The sequence below is a fragment of the Pseudomonas kribbensis genome (genome assembly GCF_003352185.1).
Classification (GTDB): domain Bacteria; phylum Pseudomonadota; class Gammaproteobacteria; order Pseudomonadales; family Pseudomonadaceae; genus Aquipseudomonas; species Aquipseudomonas kribbensis.
In genome coordinates this window covers 5403579-5417911 of record NZ_CP029608.1, presented here as the reverse complement: position 1 = coordinate 5417911, position 14333 = coordinate 5403579, and the positions used below count along the sequence as shown (strand labels likewise).

The 14333-nt window shown below is 60.0% G+C and carries 16 protein-coding genes; 14 read left to right on the top strand and 2 right to left on the bottom strand.

Annotated features, from left to right (window positions below; translation table 11 throughout):
• Positions 1-224: 224 nt before the first annotated feature.
• From rplU to DLD99_RS24730, 5 genes are all read left to right on the top strand, one after another.
• Positions 225-536, top strand: a complete 312-nt coding sequence (rplU, locus tag DLD99_RS24750) for a 50S ribosomal protein L21 (RefSeq protein WP_003228361.1) — start codon at positions 225-227, stop codon at positions 534-536.
• Between the two features lie 35 nt (positions 537-571).
• Entirely contained in the window at positions 572-829 is a 258-nt protein-coding gene (rpmA, locus tag DLD99_RS24745; RefSeq protein ID WP_003228360.1) for a 50S ribosomal protein L27, read from the top strand.
• Positions 830-1022: 193 nt separating this feature from the next.
• Positions 1023-2246 (top strand): Obg family GTPase CgtA, encoded by a 1224-nt coding sequence (gene cgtA, locus DLD99_RS24740; RefSeq protein ID WP_085712195.1) that lies wholly within the window; start codon positions 1023-1025, stop codon positions 2244-2246.
• A gap of 137 nt (positions 2247-2383) precedes the next feature.
• Positions 2384-3502 carry a glutamate 5-kinase gene (gene proB / locus DLD99_RS24735; RefSeq protein ID WP_085712194.1) on the top strand — a complete coding sequence of 373 codons (1119 nt, stop codon included), beginning with the start codon at positions 2384-2386 and terminating at the stop codon, positions 3500-3502.
• A gap of 11 nt (positions 3503-3513) precedes the next feature.
• Entirely contained in the window at positions 3514-3978 is a 465-nt protein-coding gene (locus DLD99_RS24730; protein ID WP_085712193.1) for a CreA family protein, read from the top strand.
• Positions 3979-4095: 117 nt separating this feature from the next.
• Here DLD99_RS24730 and rpsT read toward each other — a convergent pair whose 3' ends face one another.
• Positions 4096-4368, bottom strand: a complete 273-nt coding sequence (gene rpsT / locus DLD99_RS24725) for a 30S ribosomal protein S20 (RefSeq protein ID WP_011336008.1) — start codon at positions 4366-4368, stop codon at positions 4096-4098.
• Positions 4369-4620: 252 nt separating this feature from the next.
• Here rpsT and murJ point away from each other — a divergent pair, with 252 nt between their 5' ends.
• From murJ to ispH, 6 genes are all read left to right on the top strand, one after another.
• The gene (gene murJ / locus DLD99_RS24715) at positions 4621-6159 is read left to right on the top strand and encodes a murein biosynthesis integral membrane protein MurJ (protein ID WP_114885629.1); all 1539 of its coding nucleotides are present in this window, start codon (positions 4621-4623) and stop codon (positions 6157-6159) included.
• 129 nt (positions 6160-6288) lie between these two features.
• Positions 6289-7227, top strand: a complete 939-nt coding sequence (gene ribF, locus DLD99_RS24710; RefSeq protein WP_007959537.1) for a bifunctional riboflavin kinase/FAD synthetase — start codon at positions 6289-6291, stop codon at positions 7225-7227.
• Positions 7228-7240: 13 nt separating this feature from the next.
• The gene (gene ileS, locus DLD99_RS24705) at positions 7241-10072 is read left to right on the top strand and encodes an isoleucine--tRNA ligase (RefSeq protein ID WP_114885627.1); all 2832 of its coding nucleotides are present in this window, start codon (positions 7241-7243) and stop codon (positions 10070-10072) included.
• Positions 10065-10577, top strand: a complete 513-nt coding sequence (gene lspA, locus DLD99_RS24700; protein ID WP_085712189.1) for a signal peptidase II — start codon at positions 10065-10067, stop codon at positions 10575-10577. The genes ileS and lspA overlap by 8 nt, the downstream gene beginning before the upstream one ends.
• A 7-nt stretch (positions 10578-10584) precedes the next feature.
• The gene (gene fkpB / locus DLD99_RS24695; protein WP_170931652.1) at positions 10585-11022 is read left to right on the top strand and encodes an FKBP-type peptidyl-prolyl cis-trans isomerase; all 438 of its coding nucleotides are present in this window, start codon (positions 10585-10587) and stop codon (positions 11020-11022) included.
• Positions 11023-11095: 73 nt separating this feature from the next.
• On the top strand, positions 11096-12040 hold the full coding sequence (gene ispH / locus DLD99_RS24690; RefSeq protein ID WP_038361699.1) for a 4-hydroxy-3-methylbut-2-enyl diphosphate reductase: 945 nt from the start codon (positions 11096-11098) through the stop codon (positions 12038-12040).
• On the opposite strand, the gene DLD99_RS24685 is transcribed toward ispH, so the two are convergent.
• Complete coding sequence (locus DLD99_RS24685) at positions 12012-12566, bottom strand: GspH/FimT family pseudopilin (RefSeq protein WP_114885626.1); 555 nt, start codon at positions 12564-12566, stop codon at positions 12012-12014. The two genes, ispH and DLD99_RS24685, sit on opposite strands and share 29 nt — an antisense overlap.
• 130 nt (positions 12567-12696) lie before the next feature.
• Here DLD99_RS24685 and DLD99_RS24680 point away from each other — a divergent pair, with 130 nt between their 5' ends.
• The 3 genes from DLD99_RS24680 to DLD99_RS24670 are packed head-to-tail and all read left to right on the top strand — an operon-like array spanning position 12697 to position 14326.
• Positions 12697-13170: a GspH/FimT family pseudopilin gene (locus DLD99_RS24680; RefSeq protein ID WP_114885624.1), complete on the top strand. Its 474-nt coding sequence runs from the start codon at positions 12697-12699 to the stop codon at positions 13168-13170.
• Positions 13167-13616, top strand: coding sequence for a type IV pilus modification protein PilV (pilV, locus tag DLD99_RS24675; protein WP_114885622.1), 450 nt, complete (start codon positions 13167-13169; stop codon positions 13614-13616). The genes DLD99_RS24680 and pilV overlap by 4 nt, the downstream gene beginning before the upstream one ends.
• Positions 13613-14326: a PilW family protein gene (locus DLD99_RS24670; RefSeq protein WP_114885621.1), complete on the top strand. Its 714-nt coding sequence runs from the start codon at positions 13613-13615 to the stop codon at positions 14324-14326. Before pilV ends, DLD99_RS24670 begins: the two co-directional genes overlap by 4 nt.
• Positions 14327-14333: the final 7 nt, after the last annotated feature.

Here is a 14333-nt window from a genome sequence, read left to right as displayed (position 1 = left end):
GAAGGGTTGCGCGGCATGCTAGGACCCACGTCCGGGCCTGTCAAGGCGCGATGGACGGCCCCTTGCATGACTCTTGTAGCTTGCGTACAATCGCGCACCCTGAACTTCCTGGGCAGCACCTGCCTTACGCAATTGCACTTGGGCCGTTCCAGCCCCATGCAGCCATGCCAGCCAATACCTCTTCTTATAAAGAGCTGGGTGAGCAGGATTATCGGAGAAATACCATGTACGCAGTAATCGTTACCGGCGGTAAGCAATACAAGGTCGCTGAAGGTGAATACCTGAAGATCGAAAAACTGGAAGTCGCTACTGGCGAATCCGTGACTTTTGACCGCGTTCTGTTGGTCGCCAATGGCGACGACGTGAACATCGGCGCACCTGTTGTTGCTGGCGCAACCGTCAAGGCTGAAGTGATCTCCCAAGGTCGTCACGATAAAGTCCGCATCATCAAGTTCCGTCGCCGTAAGCACCACATGAAGCGTATGGGCCACCGCCAGTGGTTCACCGAGATCAAAATCACCGGTATTCAGGCTTAATTACAGCCTAATTCCTCACTAGGAGAATTGAACTCATGGCACACAAAAAAGCTGGTGGTAGTACCCGTAACGGTCGCGACTCAGAAGCCAAACGCCTTGGCGTGAAGATGTATGGCGGCCAGGTCATCAAGGCCGGCAACATCATCGTGCGTCAGCGCGGCACCCAATTCCACGCTGGCTACGGCGTTGGCATGGGTAAAGATCACACCCTCTTCGCGAAAATCGAAGGCGTGATCAAGTTTGAAGTAAAAGGCGCCTTCGGTCGTCGTTACGTGAGCGTTGTCGCAGCCTAACTGCGAGAGTGCTGGAGAAGCCCTGTCTTGCGACGGGGCTTTTTCGTTTGTGGGGTGAGTCTCTTGCAAAGCTGTTTGTATGGGCTGCCGGCGTGCGATGCAGGTCGTGGATTGGGGTCGCTGCGCTCATTTTTGCAAGAGTCTTATGTCTTGATTGTTTTTCGGCTCGTCCGTACGGCGAGAGGCGTTGGTTATGAAGTTTGTTGATGAAGTATCGATCCGCGTAAAGGCTGGCGACGGCGGCAATGGCTGCATGAGTTTCCGTCGGGAAAAATTCATTGAAAACGGCGGTCCGAACGGTGGTGACGGCGGCGACGGCGGTTCCATCTTCATGATGGCCGACGAAAACCTGAACACCTTGGTGGACTACCGCTACACCCGGCACTTCGATGCCGAGCGTGGCTCCAACGGCGGCAGCACCGACTGCACCGGCAAGAAGGGTGAAGATCTGGTTCTGCGCGTGCCGGTTGGCACCACGATCATTGACTCTGCAACCCAGGAAGTCATCGGCGACCTGACCAAGTCCGGTCAGAAGCTGATGGTGGTGCAGGGCGGCTGGCACGGTCTGGGCAATACCCGTTTCAAATCCAGTACCAACCGTGCGCCGCGTCAGACGACGCCGGGCAAGCCGGGTGAGCAGCGTGACCTGAAACTGGAAATGAAGGTTCTGGCTGACGTCGGTCTGCTGGGTCTGCCGAACGCTGGCAAAAGTACCTTTATCCGTTCCGTTTCGGCTGCCAAGCCGAAAGTTGCCGATTACCCGTTCACTACTCTGGTGCCAAACCTGGGTGTGGTCAGCGTCGATCGCTGGAAAAGCTTCGTCATTGCCGACATTCCGGGTCTGATCGAAGGTGCTTCCGACGGCGCGGGTCTCGGTATCCGTTTCCTCAAGCACCTGGCGCGTACCCGTCTGCTGCTGCACCTCGTGGACATGGCGCCGCTGGACGAAAGCAGTGCGCCGGATGCTGCTGAAGTGATCGTCAACGAGCTGATCAAGTTCAGCCCGTCCCTGGCGGAGCGTGATCGCTGGCTGGTGCTGAACAAGTGCGACCAGATCCTTGAAGAAGAGCACGAAGAGCGCGTCAAGGAAATCGTTGAGCGTCTGCAGTGGGAAGGTCCGGTCTACGTGATTTCGGCCATCGCCAAAGAAGGCACCGAGCGCCTGACGCGCGACATCATGCGTTACCTCGAAGATCGTGCCGATCGCCTGGCCAATGACCCGGCCTACAAGGAAGAGCTGGCCGATCTCGATCAGCGCATCGAAGACGAAGCCCGGGCTCAGTTGCAGGCTCTGGACGACAAGCGTGCCCTGCGTCGCAGTGGCGTGAAGTCGGTCCACGACATCGGCGACGATGACTGGGACGAAGAAGATGTGGATGACGAAGACGGTCCGGAAATCATTTACGTGCGTGACTGATTCGTTGAAGTAAACTTAAGCGCCGCTCAATCGAGCGGCGTTTTGGTATCTGGAAATCGATTGTTGGTCACGAGTAACCAAGAATAACGTCACGGGCAGCGCTGGGTCGCGCTGTCCTCAAGCTAAGGTTGAAGATGATGCGGAGCAAGGTGACAGGTGCGCAGCGTTGGGTCGTGAAGATCGGCAGCGCTTTGCTGACAGCAGATGGCAAGGGTCTTGATCGCAAGGCGATGGGTGTCTGGGTCGAGCAGATGGTGGCTTTGCATGAGGCTGGCGTCGAGTTGGTGCTGGTGTCCTCCGGGGCAGTGGCGGCCGGCATGAGCCGTTTGGGCTGGACCGCACGACCCAGTGCGATGCACGAGCTCCAGGCTGCCGCGGCAATCGGTCAGATGGGGCTGGTGCAGGCCTGGGAGTCGAGCTTTGCCGAGCACGGTCGGCACACGGCGCAGATTCTCCTGACCCATGACGACCTGTCTGATCGCAAGCGCTACCTCAACGCCCGCAGCACCTTGCGTGCGCTGGTCGAGCTGAAAGTCATTCCGGTGATCAACGAAAACGACACCGTGGTTACCGACGAGATCCGTTTCGGCGACAACGACACACTCGCTGCGCTGGTGGCCAACCTGGTCGAGGCTGATCTGCTGGTGATCCTGACGGATCGCGACGGCATGTTCGACGCTGATCCGCGCAACAACCCCGACGCGCAGCTGATTTACGAAGCGCGTGCCGATGATCCGACTCTGGATGCGGTGGCGGGCGGTACCGGTGGTGCGCTGGGTCGTGGCGGCATGCAGACCAAGCTGCGCGCGGCGCGTCTGGCGGCGCGTTCCGGTGCGCATACCATTATTGTCGGTGGGCGTCTGGAGCGGGTGCTCGATCGTCTGAAGGCGGGCGAACGCATCGGTACGCTGCTTTCGCCTGAGCGCGGCATGCTGGCAGCGCGCAAGCAATGGCTGGCCGGCCATTTGCAAACCCGCGGCACGCTGGTGCTGGATGATGGCGCGGTTTCTGCGTTGTCGGAAGGTCACAAGAGTCTGCTGCCGGTCGGCGTCAAACTGGTCCAGGGCAGCTTCCGTCGCGGTGAAATGGTGGTTTGCGTGGCGCCGGACGGTCGTGAGATTGCCCGTGGCCTGGCCAACTACAGCGCGCTGGAAGCACAAAAAATCATCGGTCAGTCGTCGGATGCGATTGTCGGTTTGCTGGGTTACATGGCTGAGCCGGAACTGGTTCACCGTGACAACCTGATTCTGGTCTGAGGAAAAGCGCAATGCGCATGGCAAAAGGATTGTTGGGCTTGCTGATGGCGTTGCCATTGCTGGCCTCGGCCGAGGAAATCGGCCAGGTATCGACGGTGTTCAAGTTTGTCGGGCCGAATGACCGGATCGTGGTCGAGGCCTTCGATGATCCAAAGGTTGAGGGTGTGACCTGCTATCTGTCGCGCGCCAAGACGGGTGGCGTGAAGGGTGGTTTGGGTCTGGCCGAGGATCGTGCCGAGGCATCCATTGCTTGCCGTCAGGTGGGGCCGATCAACTTCAAGGGTGAGTTGAAGGATGGCGAAGAGGTGTTCAAGGAACGCACTTCGCTGGTGTTCAAGACCATGCAGGTGGTGCGTTTCCTCGACAAGAAGCGCAATACCCTGGTGTATCTGGTCTACAGCGACCGCCTGATCGAGGGCAGTCCGCAGAATGCGGTGACAGCGATTCCGATTCTGCCGTGGGCGCCAGTCCATTAATCTGGACGTAAATAAAAAGAGGAGCCGGTTGGCTCCTCTTTTTTTTGCGTTTGTTTTCAGCAAATCGCAGGCAATAAAAAACCGACCCTGAGGTCGGTTTTTTAATGATTACGTCGCTTAGGCAGCAGCTTTCAGTGCCTTGACGTGACCATTCAGGCGGCTCTTATGGCGAGCAGCCTTGTTCTTGTGGATGATGCCTTTATCGGCCATGCGGTCGATAACTGGCACAGCCAGAACGTATGCAGCTTGAGCTTTTTCAGCGTCTTTTGCGTCGATGGCTTTAACTACATTCTTGATGTAGGTACGAACCATGGAACGCAGGCTGGCGTTGTGGCTGCGACGCTTCTCAGCCTGTTTTGCACGTTTTTTGGCGGAAGGTGAGTTGGCCACCGTCGAGCTCCTCGAAAGACTTTTTAGGAAATAGCAAACAAAATAGGCCGCGAATCATGCCGATGAAGAGATGTCTTGTCAAGGGCGCTTGAGACGTTCCGCTAAGTGGTAGGTATAAAGAGGCGGGATATTTATTTCCGGCGCTTGACCTGTAAACTCGCGAGCTTTGGCTCTGTGCTGTTGCGGCGCGGAGTATCGCACAAGTAGGCGCATTGTTCGCCTGCTGTTTATCGACAGGCACAAATTCCTTCAATGAATCTGCTCAAATCGTTGGCCGCCGTCAGCTCTATCACGATGCTTTCCCGGATTCTCGGGTTTGTCCGCGACACGCTCATTGCGCGTACATTCGGCGCCGGAATGGCGACCGACGCCTTCTTCATCGCCTTCAAACTGCCCAATCTGCTGCGGCGAATCTTTGCCGAGGGCGCGTTTTCACAGGCATTCGTGCCGATTCTTGCCGAATATAAAAGTCAGAAAGGCGAGGAGGCGACCCGTACCTTTATTGCCTATGTGACGGGGCTGCTGACGCTGGTTCTGGCGCTGGTCACTGCGCTGGGCATGATTGCCGCGCCCTGGGTGATCTGGGCCACGGCACCGGGTTTCACCGATACGCCGGAAAAATTCCAGCTGACCTCCGATCTGCTGCGAGTGACCTTCCCCTATATATTGCTGATCTCCCTGTCATCGCTGGCGGGGGCGATCCTCAATACCTGGAACCGTTTCTCGGTGCCGGCGTTCGTGCCGACCCTGCTGAATATCAGCATGATCGTGTTCGCGCTGCTCCTGACGCCGTACTTCAATCCACCGGTCATGGCGCTCGGCTGGGCGGTGCTGGTCGGTGGTCTGGCGCAGTTGCTCTACCAACTGCCGCACCTGAAAAAGATCGGCATGCTGGTGCTGCCACGTCTGAACCTGCGTGACACGGGTGTCTGGCGAGTGATGAAGCAGATGCTGCCAGCGATCATCGGTGTGTCGGTCAGTCAGATTTCCCTGATCATCAACACCATCTTCGCCTCGTTTCTGGTGGCGGGCTCGGTGTCGTGGATGTACTACGCCGACCGTTTGATGGAGCTGCCGTCCGGCGTGCTGGGTGTGGCACTGGGCACGATCCTGCTGCCGACCCTGGCCAAGACCTACGCCAGCAAGGACCGTCACGAGTACTCGCGGATTCTCGACTGGGGCCTGCGCCTATGCTTCGTGCTGGTGTTGCCGTGTGCTTTGGCGCTGGGGATCCTGGCCGAGCCGTTGACGGTTTCGCTGTTCCAGTACGGCCAGTTCAGCGGTTTTGATGCGGCCATGACTCAACGGGCGTTGATTGCCTATTCTGTCGGTCTGCTCGGGATTATCGTGATCAAGGTGTTGGCACCGGGCTTCTATGCGCAACAGAACATCCGTACGCCCGTGAAAATCGCAATCTTCACCCTGGTGGTCACGCAGTTGTTCAACCTGGTGTTGATCGGGCCACTGGCCCATGCCGGTCTTGCACTGGCGATCAGTGCCGGTGCCTGCCTGAACGCCGGGCTGCTGTTCTATCAACTGCGCAAACAGCAGATGTACCAACCACAGCCGGGCTGGCTGAAATTCGGTTTGAAGCTGCTGCTCGCGGTGGCGGTGATGTCGGCCGTGCTGTTGATCGGCATGCATTTCATGCCGGCGTGGGATCAGGGCCACATGCTGGAGCGCTTCCTGCGCCTGGGCGTGCTGGTGGTTGCCGGCGTGGTCGCTTATTTCGGTATGTTGCTGTTGCTCGGTTTCCGCCTGCGTGACTTCAATCGCAAGGCGTTGAGCTGAGGTTTCACCCTTGAAAGACGGGCGCGGGCCGGCAGTTTTGTCGGCTCGTTCACTTTGGGTTACGGTGTTGCCTGTCGTCGGCCGTCGGGTGTGGTTATAATCGGCCACTTTATGAGCAAGAAGCGCGTTATGCAGCTGGTTCGAGGCCTTCACAACTTGCGCCCCCAGCATCGGGGCTGCGTCGCCACTATTGGCAACTTTGACGGTGTTCACCGTGGTCACCAGGCCATCCTGGCCCGACTGCGTGAGCGTGCGCTCGAGTTGGGCGTACCCAGCTGCGTGGTGATTTTCGAGCCGCAGCCACGGGAATTCTTTGCCCCGGAGACCGCGCCGGCGCGTCTGGCCCGGTTGCGCGACAAGCTGCAACTGCTGGCCGCCGAAGGTGTTGATCGGGTCTTGTGCCTGGCCTTCAACCAGCGCCTGAGCAAACTCAGCGCCAGTGAATTCGTCGATACGATTCTGGTGGATGGCCTGGGTGTGCAGCATCTGGAAGTCGGCGACGATTTCCGCTTCGGTTGCGACCGCCTCGGCGATTTCGATTTTCTGCTGCAGGCCGGGCAGGTTCACGGTTTTACCGTGGAAGCCGCGCAAACCGTCGAGCTGGATGGCATTCGTGTCAGCAGCACTCAGGTGCGCAACGCGTTGGCCGCCGCCGATTTTGCCCTGGCTGAACGCTTGCTTGGGCGCCCGTACCGGATTGCCGGTCGCGTGCTGCATGGCCAGAAACTGGCCCGCCAACTGGGTACGCCCACGGCGAACATTCAACTCAAGCGCCGTCGCGTGCCGTTCACCGGGGTTTACCTGGTCGACGTCGACATCGACGGCAAGACCTGGCCCGGCGTCGCCAACATCGGCGTGCGGCCCACGGTGCAAGGTGACGGCAAGGCCCACCTTGAAGTACATCTTTTGGATTTTGCCGGCGATCTGTATGACCGGCGTTTGACGGTGGTTTTCCACCAGAAGCTGCGCGAAGAGCAGCGTTTCGCCTCCCTGGAGGCATTGAAAACGGCGATCAGCGCGGATGTCGCCGCCGCCCGTGCACTAGCCGCACCTAGCGCCCATCGCTAATGAAGAGCCTTAAATGACCGACTATAAAGCCACGCTAAACCTTCCGGACACCGCCTTCCCAATGAAGGCCGGCCTGCCACAGCGCGAACCGCAGATCCTGCAGCGCTGGGACAGTATTGGCCTGTACGGAAAGTTGCGCGAGATTGGCAAGGATCGTCCGAAGTTCGTCCTGCACGACGGCCCTCCGTACGCCAACGGTACGATCCACATCGGTCACGCACTGAACAAGATTCTCAAGGACATGATCATCCGCTCGAAGACCCTGTCGGGCTTCGACGCGCCGTATGTTCCGGGTTGGGACTGCCACGGCCTGCCGATCGAGCACAAGGTTGAAGTGACCCACGGCAAGAACTTGGGCGCGGACAAGACCCGCGAACTGTGCCGTGCCTACGCGACCGAGCAGATCGAAGGGCAGAAGACCGAATTCATCCGTCTTGGCGTGCTGGGCGACTTCGCCAACCCGTACAAGACCATGGACTTCAAGAACGAGGCCGGTGAAATCCGCGCCCTCGCCGAAATCGTCAAGGGCGGTTTCGTCTTCAAGGGCCTGAAGCCTGTGAACTGGTGCTTCGACTGCGGTTCGGCCCTGGCCGAAGCGGAAGTCGAGTACGAGAACAAGAAGTCCTCGACCATCGACGTGGCTTTCCCGATCGCTGATGAAGCCAAACTGGCTGCCGCATTCGGTCTGCCTTCGCTGGCCAAACCTGCTGCCATCGTGATCTGGACCACCACCCCGTGGACCATCCCGGCCAACCAGGCGCTGAACGTTCACCCGGAATTCAACTACGCGCTGGTCGATATCGGCGACAAGCTGCTGGTTCTGGCCGAAGAGCTGGTCGAATCCTGCCTGACCCGTTACGGCGTTGAAGGCACCGTTCTGGCCACCGCGCCGGGTTCGGCGCTGGAACTGATCAATTTCCGTCACCCGTTCTATGACCGTCTGTCGCCGGTGTACCTGGCCGACTACGTTGAACTGGGCGCCGGCACCGGCGTGGTTCACTCCGCCCCGGCCTACGGTGTGGACGACTTCGTGACCTGCAAGAAATACGGCATGGTCAACGACGACATCCTCAACCCGGTTCAGAGCAACGGTGTTTACGTGCCGTCGCTGGAGTTCTTCGGCGGCCAGTTCATCTGGAAGGCCAACCCGGCCATCGTCGACAAACTGACCGAAGTCGGTGCGCTGATGCACACCACCGTCATCGAACACAGCTACATGCACTGCTGGCGTCACAAGACCCCGCTGATCTATCGCGCTACCGCGCAGTGGTTCATCGGCATGGACAAGGAGCCGGTATCCGGCGACACCTTGCGTCAGCGCTCGCTCAAAGCCATCGAAGACACCAAGTTCGTTCCGGCCTGGGGCCAGGCGCGCCTGCACTCGATGATCGCCAACCGTCCGGACTGGTGCATCTCCCGTCAGCGTAACTGGGGCGTGCCGATCCCGTTCTTCCTGAACAAGGAAAGCGGCGAACTGCACCCACGCACCGTCGAGCTGATGGAAGAAGTCGCCAAGCGCGTCGAAGTCGAGGGCATTGAAGCCTGGTTCAAACTCGACGCTGCCGAACTGCTGGGCGATGAAGCCCCGCAATACGACAAGATCAGCGACACCCTCGATGTCTGGTTCGACTCGGGCACCACGCACTGGCACGTCCTGCGCGGTTCGCACCCGATGGGCCACGAGACCGGCCCGCGTGCCGACCTGTACTTGGAAGGTTCCGACCAGCACCGTGGCTGGTTCCACTCGTCCCTGCTGACCGGTTGCGCCATCGACAACCACGCGCCGTACCGCGAACTGCTGACCCACGGCTTCACCGTGGACGAGTCCGGCCGCAAGATGTCCAAGTCCCTGGGCAACGTGATCGCGCCACAGAAAGTCAACGACACCCTGGGCGCCGACATCATGCGTCTGTGGGTCGCTTCGACCGACTACTCCGGCGAAATGGCCGTGTCCGAGCAGATCCTGCAGCGCAGCGCGGATGCCTATCGTCGTATCCGTAACACCGCGCGCTTCCTGCTTTCCAACCTGACCGGTTTCAACCCGGCCACCGACCTGCTGCCGGCTGAAGACATGCTGGCGCTGGATCGCTGGGCGGTGGACCGTACCCTGCTGCTGCAGCGCGAGCTGCAAGAGCACTACGGCGAATACCGTTTCTGGAACGTCTACTCGAAGATCCACAACTTCTGCGTGCAGGAGCTGGGTGGTTTCTACCTCGACATCATCAAGGACCGCCAGTACACCACCGGCGCCGACAGCAAGGCCCGCCGTTCGTGCCAGACCGCGCTGTTCCACATCTCCGAAGCGCTGGTGCGCTGGATCGCACCGATCCTGGCCTTCACCGCCGACGAGCTGTGGCAATACCTGCCGGGCGAGCGCAACGAATCGGTGATGCTCAACACCTGGTACGAAGGCCTGACCGAGTTGCCGGAAGGCTTCGAGCTGGGTCGCGAGTACTGGGATCGCATCATGGAAGTGAAGGTCGCGGTCAACAAAGAGATGGAAATCCAGCGCGCGGCCAAGGCCGTCGGTGGCAACCTGCAAGCCGAAGTGACGCTGTACGCCGAAGACGCCCTGAGCGCCGACCTGGCCAAGCTGAGCAACGAGCTGCGCTTTGTACTGATCACCTCGACTGCCAGCGTTGCGCCGTTCGTGCAGGCTCCGGCCGAAGCTGTGGCCACCGAAGTCAGCGGCCTGAAGCTGAAGATCGTCAAATCCGCCTTCCCGAAATGCGCCCGTTGCTGGCACTGCCGTGAAGATGTCGGCGTGAATCCGGAGCATCCGGAAATCTGCGGCCGTTGCGTGGACAACATCGATGGCGCCGGCGAGGTTCGTCACTATGCCTAATGCCGTTGGCCGTTTCGGACGGCTGAGCTGGCTCTGGTTGAGCTTGCTGGTCCTGGTCATCGACCAGGCCAGCAAGTTCTACTTCGAAGGCAAGCTCGAGATGTACCAGCAGATCGTGATCATTCCCGATTACTTCAGCTGGACCCTGGCCTACAACACTGGCGCGGCATTCAGCTTCCTGGCTGACAGCTCCGGCTGGCAGCGCTGGCTGTTCGCCCTGATCGCCGTGGTGGTCAGTGCGGTGCTGGTGGTCTGGCTCAAGCGCCTGGGCCGCAACGAAACCTGGCTGGCCATCGCGCTGGCGCTGGTGTTGGGCGGCGCGCTGGGCAATCTGTATGACCGCATTGCCCTGGGCCATGTGATCGACTTCATTCTGGTGCACTGGCAGAACCGCTGGTACTTCCCGGCGTTCAACTTCGCCGACAGCGCCATCACCGTTGGCGCGGTGATGCTGGCACTGGACATGTTCAAAAGTAAAAAAACCGGAGAAGCCGTTCATGACTGAACAGGTATTGGCCGAGCAACGCATCGGCCAGAACACGGAAGTCACTTTGCATTTTGCATTGCGCCTGGAGAACGGCGACACGGTCGACAGCACCTTCGACAAGGCCCCGGCGACCTTCAAGGTCGGCGACGGCAACCTGCTGCCGGGTTTCGAAGCGGCGCTGTTCGGCTTCAAGGCGGGTGACAAGCGCACCCTGACCATCGAACCGGAAAATGCATTCGGTCAGCCGAACCCGCAGAACGTGCAGGTCATTCCACGTTCGCAGTTTGCGGACATGGAGCTGTCGCCGGGGCTGCTGGTGATCTTCAACGATGCGGCCAATACTGAGCTGCCGGGTGTGGTGAAAGAGTTCGACGACGCGCAAGTGACCGTCGATTTCAACCACCCGCTGGCCGGCAAGACGCTGACCTTTGACGTGGAAATCTTCTCCGTCAAAGCGCTGTAAACGCTGTTCTGCGGGGGCCGGACCGGCCTCCGCATTGATCTGAATTTTTCGCGCGCAAGACACGAGGCACAGCATGCAAATCAAACTCGCCAACCCCCGTGGCTTCTGCGCCGGCGTGGACCGGGCGATCGAAATCGTCAACCGCGCCCTGGAAGTCTTCGGGCCGCCGATCTACGTGCGTCATGAAGTGGTGCACAACAAGTTCGTTGTCGAGGACCTGCGCAGTCGTGGCGCGATCTTCGTCGAAGAACTGGATCAGGTGCCGGACGACGTCATCGTGATCTTCAGTGCCCATGGCGTCTCGCAAGCCGTGCGTACCGAAGCCGCCGGTCGTGGCCTGAAAGTGTTCGACGCCACTTGCCCGCTGGTGACCAAGGTGCACATCGAAGTCGCCAAATACAGCCGCGACGGCCGTGAATGCATCCTGATCGGCCACGCCGGTCACCCAGAAGTCGAAGGCACCATGGGCCAGTACGACGCCAGCAACGGCGGCGCGATCTACCTCGTCGAAGACGAGAAAGATGTCGCCGAACTGCAGGTGCACAACCCTGAAAAACTGGCCTTCGTCACCCAGACCACCTTGTCGATGGACGACACCAGCCGGGTCATCGACGCCTTGCGCACACGTTTCCCTGCCATCGGCGGGCCGCGCAAGGACGACATCTGTTACGCCACACAAAACCGCCAGGACGCGGTCAAGCAACTGGCCGACGAATGCGACGTGGTGCTGGTGGTCGGCAGCCCGAACAGCTCCAACTCCAACCGCCTGCGCGAGCTGGCCGAGCGCATGGCCACGCCGGCGTACCTGATCGACGGTGCCGAAGACCTGCAAAAGAGCTGGTTCGATGGCGTCGAGCGCATCGGTATCACCGCCGGTGCCTCCGCGCCGGAAGTGCTGGTGCGTGGCGTGATCCAGCAGCTGCAGGCCTGGGGCGCCACCGGTGCCGACGAGCTGGCCGGGCGTGAAGAGAACATCACCTTCTCGATGCCTAAAGAGCTGCGCGTACGCTCGATCTGACCGCTTTATCCTTTCGACACAGCGCCTGTTCAGCCTTTTCGCTGACCAGGCGCACGCGACCGGTTGCTGCCAGCACCAGCTGAAGCTGGCTGACCGGTTCGCGGGTCGAACAGATGTGTAGTTTTCCTGCCTGAAACGCCCGCCCGGGCATCAGCGGTTGCCCCAGACTGCTGAACCGTATGTACCGACTGACAAACCAGTTGCCGACAATGGGCACTTGCCCATCACTGGCGTGCTCGACCAGAAGCGGGTTGCTGCTGTCCTCCGCGCCCTTGCCACTGACATCCAGAATGATCCGCCAGCCCCGGCTCCAGTCCCCGTCGATGCCGTGAATCACGACGCTCTGATTGCGCGTGATCGCCTGGGTTCGGGCATTGCGTATCCCGTTCATCAGCGACTCTGCGACTTGTTGGCGATGGATTGACTCCATCAGCGTTGTCAGCGCCGGGCCGACCAGCGACAGAACAATTGCGCCGATCGCCAGTCCCATGAGCAGTTCGACCAGACTGAATCCCTGTTGCGGCATGAGCATTTCCTCCTTGAAGCAGGGTGTTCGACGCGATCCGTGCGCCGGGCAGGGCAAATCAACCGACGCAAGCCAGCCGAATGTTCTAGGTTTACAGGGCAGGTATAGCCGACGGCAACGGAGGGCATCGATGGATCATCGTACAAAAGGTTTCACGCTGATCGAGGTGCTGGTGGCGGTCGCATTGGTTGTGATCCTGATCACGATGGCCGTCCCGGCGTTTACCCGATCGATCCAGGGCAGCAAGGCCGACACCGAAGTCGGCGACCTGCAGCGGGCGCTCAACTATGCGCGACTGGAAGCCATCGATCGCGGGACCACCATCCGGTTGCGGCCGACTGCCGGGGGCAGCGTCTGGACGGGGGAGTTGTCGGTCTACGACAGTACTGGCACTTCGGCCAATGTATTGCGGGTTGTTCCAGCGATGAGCAGTGGCGCGACTCTGACGCTAACCTCAGGAGTAACCACGCTGGATTTCAATAATCTGGGTGGTCTGGCGGCACCGTCCACGGCGGTGGTGTTCAGTTATACGCTGGGAACCCAAAGCAGGACGCTGAACGTGTGTCTGAACGGACGAATTCAATCGGGTGGAAGCTGCGGATGAGGGCAGGGAGCAGAGTTGCACAGGAAGGCATGTCGCTGATCGAAATCCTCGTTGCGCTGCTGGTGCTGACGGTCGGGTTGCTGGGGGCGGCGGCAGTTCAGCTAAACGCGCTGAAATACACCGACAGCTCGCGGATGACCAGTCAGGCGAGTTTCATCGCCTACGACATGATGGATCGCATCCGCGCCAACTCCGGTGCCGACTACACCGTCACGCCGCCGACTTCGGGCAACCTGAGCGTTACCCGGGACCAGGATCTCTACGATTTCACCACCAACATCGTCAATTTCGGCGGGCCGACCGCCACCGGCAGCATCACCCTCAACCAGCGGGTGTACACCATCACCATCAACTGGAGTGATTCACGGGCTGCCAATACCGCCAGTGCGCCAAACAGTTTTGTTCTGACCAGCCGTGCCACGGTAGATCCGGTGGCCACGCCATGAAGCGGCATAACCAGGGTTTCGGCCTGATCGAAATGCTCATCGCCCTGGCGCTGGGGCTGATCATCGTGCTCGGTGTCGTACAGACCTTTCTCGCAGCGAAGAACACCTACGTCAGCCAGAACTCTTCGGCGGCCATGCAGGAGGACGCACGGTTCGTGTTGAGCAAGATGATCCAGGAAATTCGCATGGTCGGGATGTTCGGCTGCCTCGGGACCATCACCGACGCCAGCACCAGCGGTGATTTCAACGCCGCGCAGATCACGCCGATCAGTTGGGACAACACCAATCTAAAGCTGACACTGGTCACTGCCGACGTTGGTAGTGGCGGCGGAACTCCGACCTGGACGGTGGTTTCCGATTGCCGCAACAGCGCAACGGCCTACAGCAACCTGCAGACGCCGGCGGCCGGGCAAATCGCCTTCCCGATCCGTCGTCTGGTCTACAGCTTCAGCAACAACCAGATTCTGATGGGCACCGGTGGTGGAACGCCGACCCAGCAGGTATTGGTGAACAACGTCAGTGCCTTTACGGTGATGTTCGGACTCGCCACGTCGGCGACGGATGTCTCTGCTTCGACCTACAGCAGCAACCCCGGCGATCCTGCACGCATCCGCAGCGTACGCCTGACCCTGACCCTCACCGACCCGAACAACCGGGTCGCCAACCAGACCTTCAACGTGGTTGCCGCTCTGCGCAACCGCTTGCAGTGAGGGCCGG

Excerpts from the sequence above, each read along its gene's own strand:
- cgtA (WP_085712195.1), top strand. The coding sequence starts at position 1,023 with ATGAAGTTTGTTGATGAAGTATCGATCCGCGTAAAGGCTGGCGACGGC.
- pilV (WP_114885622.1), top strand. The coding sequence starts at position 13,167 with ATGAGGGCAGGGAGCAGAGTTGCACAGGAAGGCATGTCGCTGATCGAA.
- rplU (WP_003228361.1), top strand. The coding sequence starts at position 225 with ATGTACGCAGTAATCGTTACCGGCGGTAAGCAATACAAGGTCGCTGAA.
- DLD99_RS24670 (WP_114885621.1), top strand. The coding sequence starts at position 13,613 with ATGAAGCGGCATAACCAGGGTTTCGGCCTGATCGAAATGCTCATCGCC.
- ribF (WP_007959537.1), top strand. The coding sequence starts at position 6,289 with ATGCAGCTGGTTCGAGGCCTTCACAACTTGCGCCCCCAGCATCGGGGC.
- murJ (WP_114885629.1), top strand. The coding sequence starts at position 4,621 with ATGAATCTGCTCAAATCGTTGGCCGCCGTCAGCTCTATCACGATGCTT.
- DLD99_RS24685 (WP_114885626.1), bottom strand. The coding sequence starts at position 12,566 with ATGCCGCAACAGGGATTCAGTCTGGTCGAACTGCTCATGGGACTGGCG.
- lspA (WP_085712189.1), top strand. The coding sequence starts at position 10,065 with ATGCCTAATGCCGTTGGCCGTTTCGGACGGCTGAGCTGGCTCTGGTTG.
- DLD99_RS24730 (WP_085712193.1), top strand. The coding sequence starts at position 3,514 with ATGCGCATGGCAAAAGGATTGTTGGGCTTGCTGATGGCGTTGCCATTG.
- proB (WP_085712194.1), top strand. The coding sequence starts at position 2,384 with ATGCGGAGCAAGGTGACAGGTGCGCAGCGTTGGGTCGTGAAGATCGGC.
- DLD99_RS24680 (WP_114885624.1), top strand. The coding sequence starts at position 12,697 with ATGGATCATCGTACAAAAGGTTTCACGCTGATCGAGGTGCTGGTGGCG.
- ileS (WP_114885627.1), top strand. The coding sequence starts at position 7,241 with ATGACCGACTATAAAGCCACGCTAAACCTTCCGGACACCGCCTTCCCA.
- ispH (WP_038361699.1), top strand. The coding sequence starts at position 11,096 with ATGCAAATCAAACTCGCCAACCCCCGTGGCTTCTGCGCCGGCGTGGAC.
- rpmA (WP_003228360.1), top strand. The coding sequence starts at position 572 with ATGGCACACAAAAAAGCTGGTGGTAGTACCCGTAACGGTCGCGACTCA.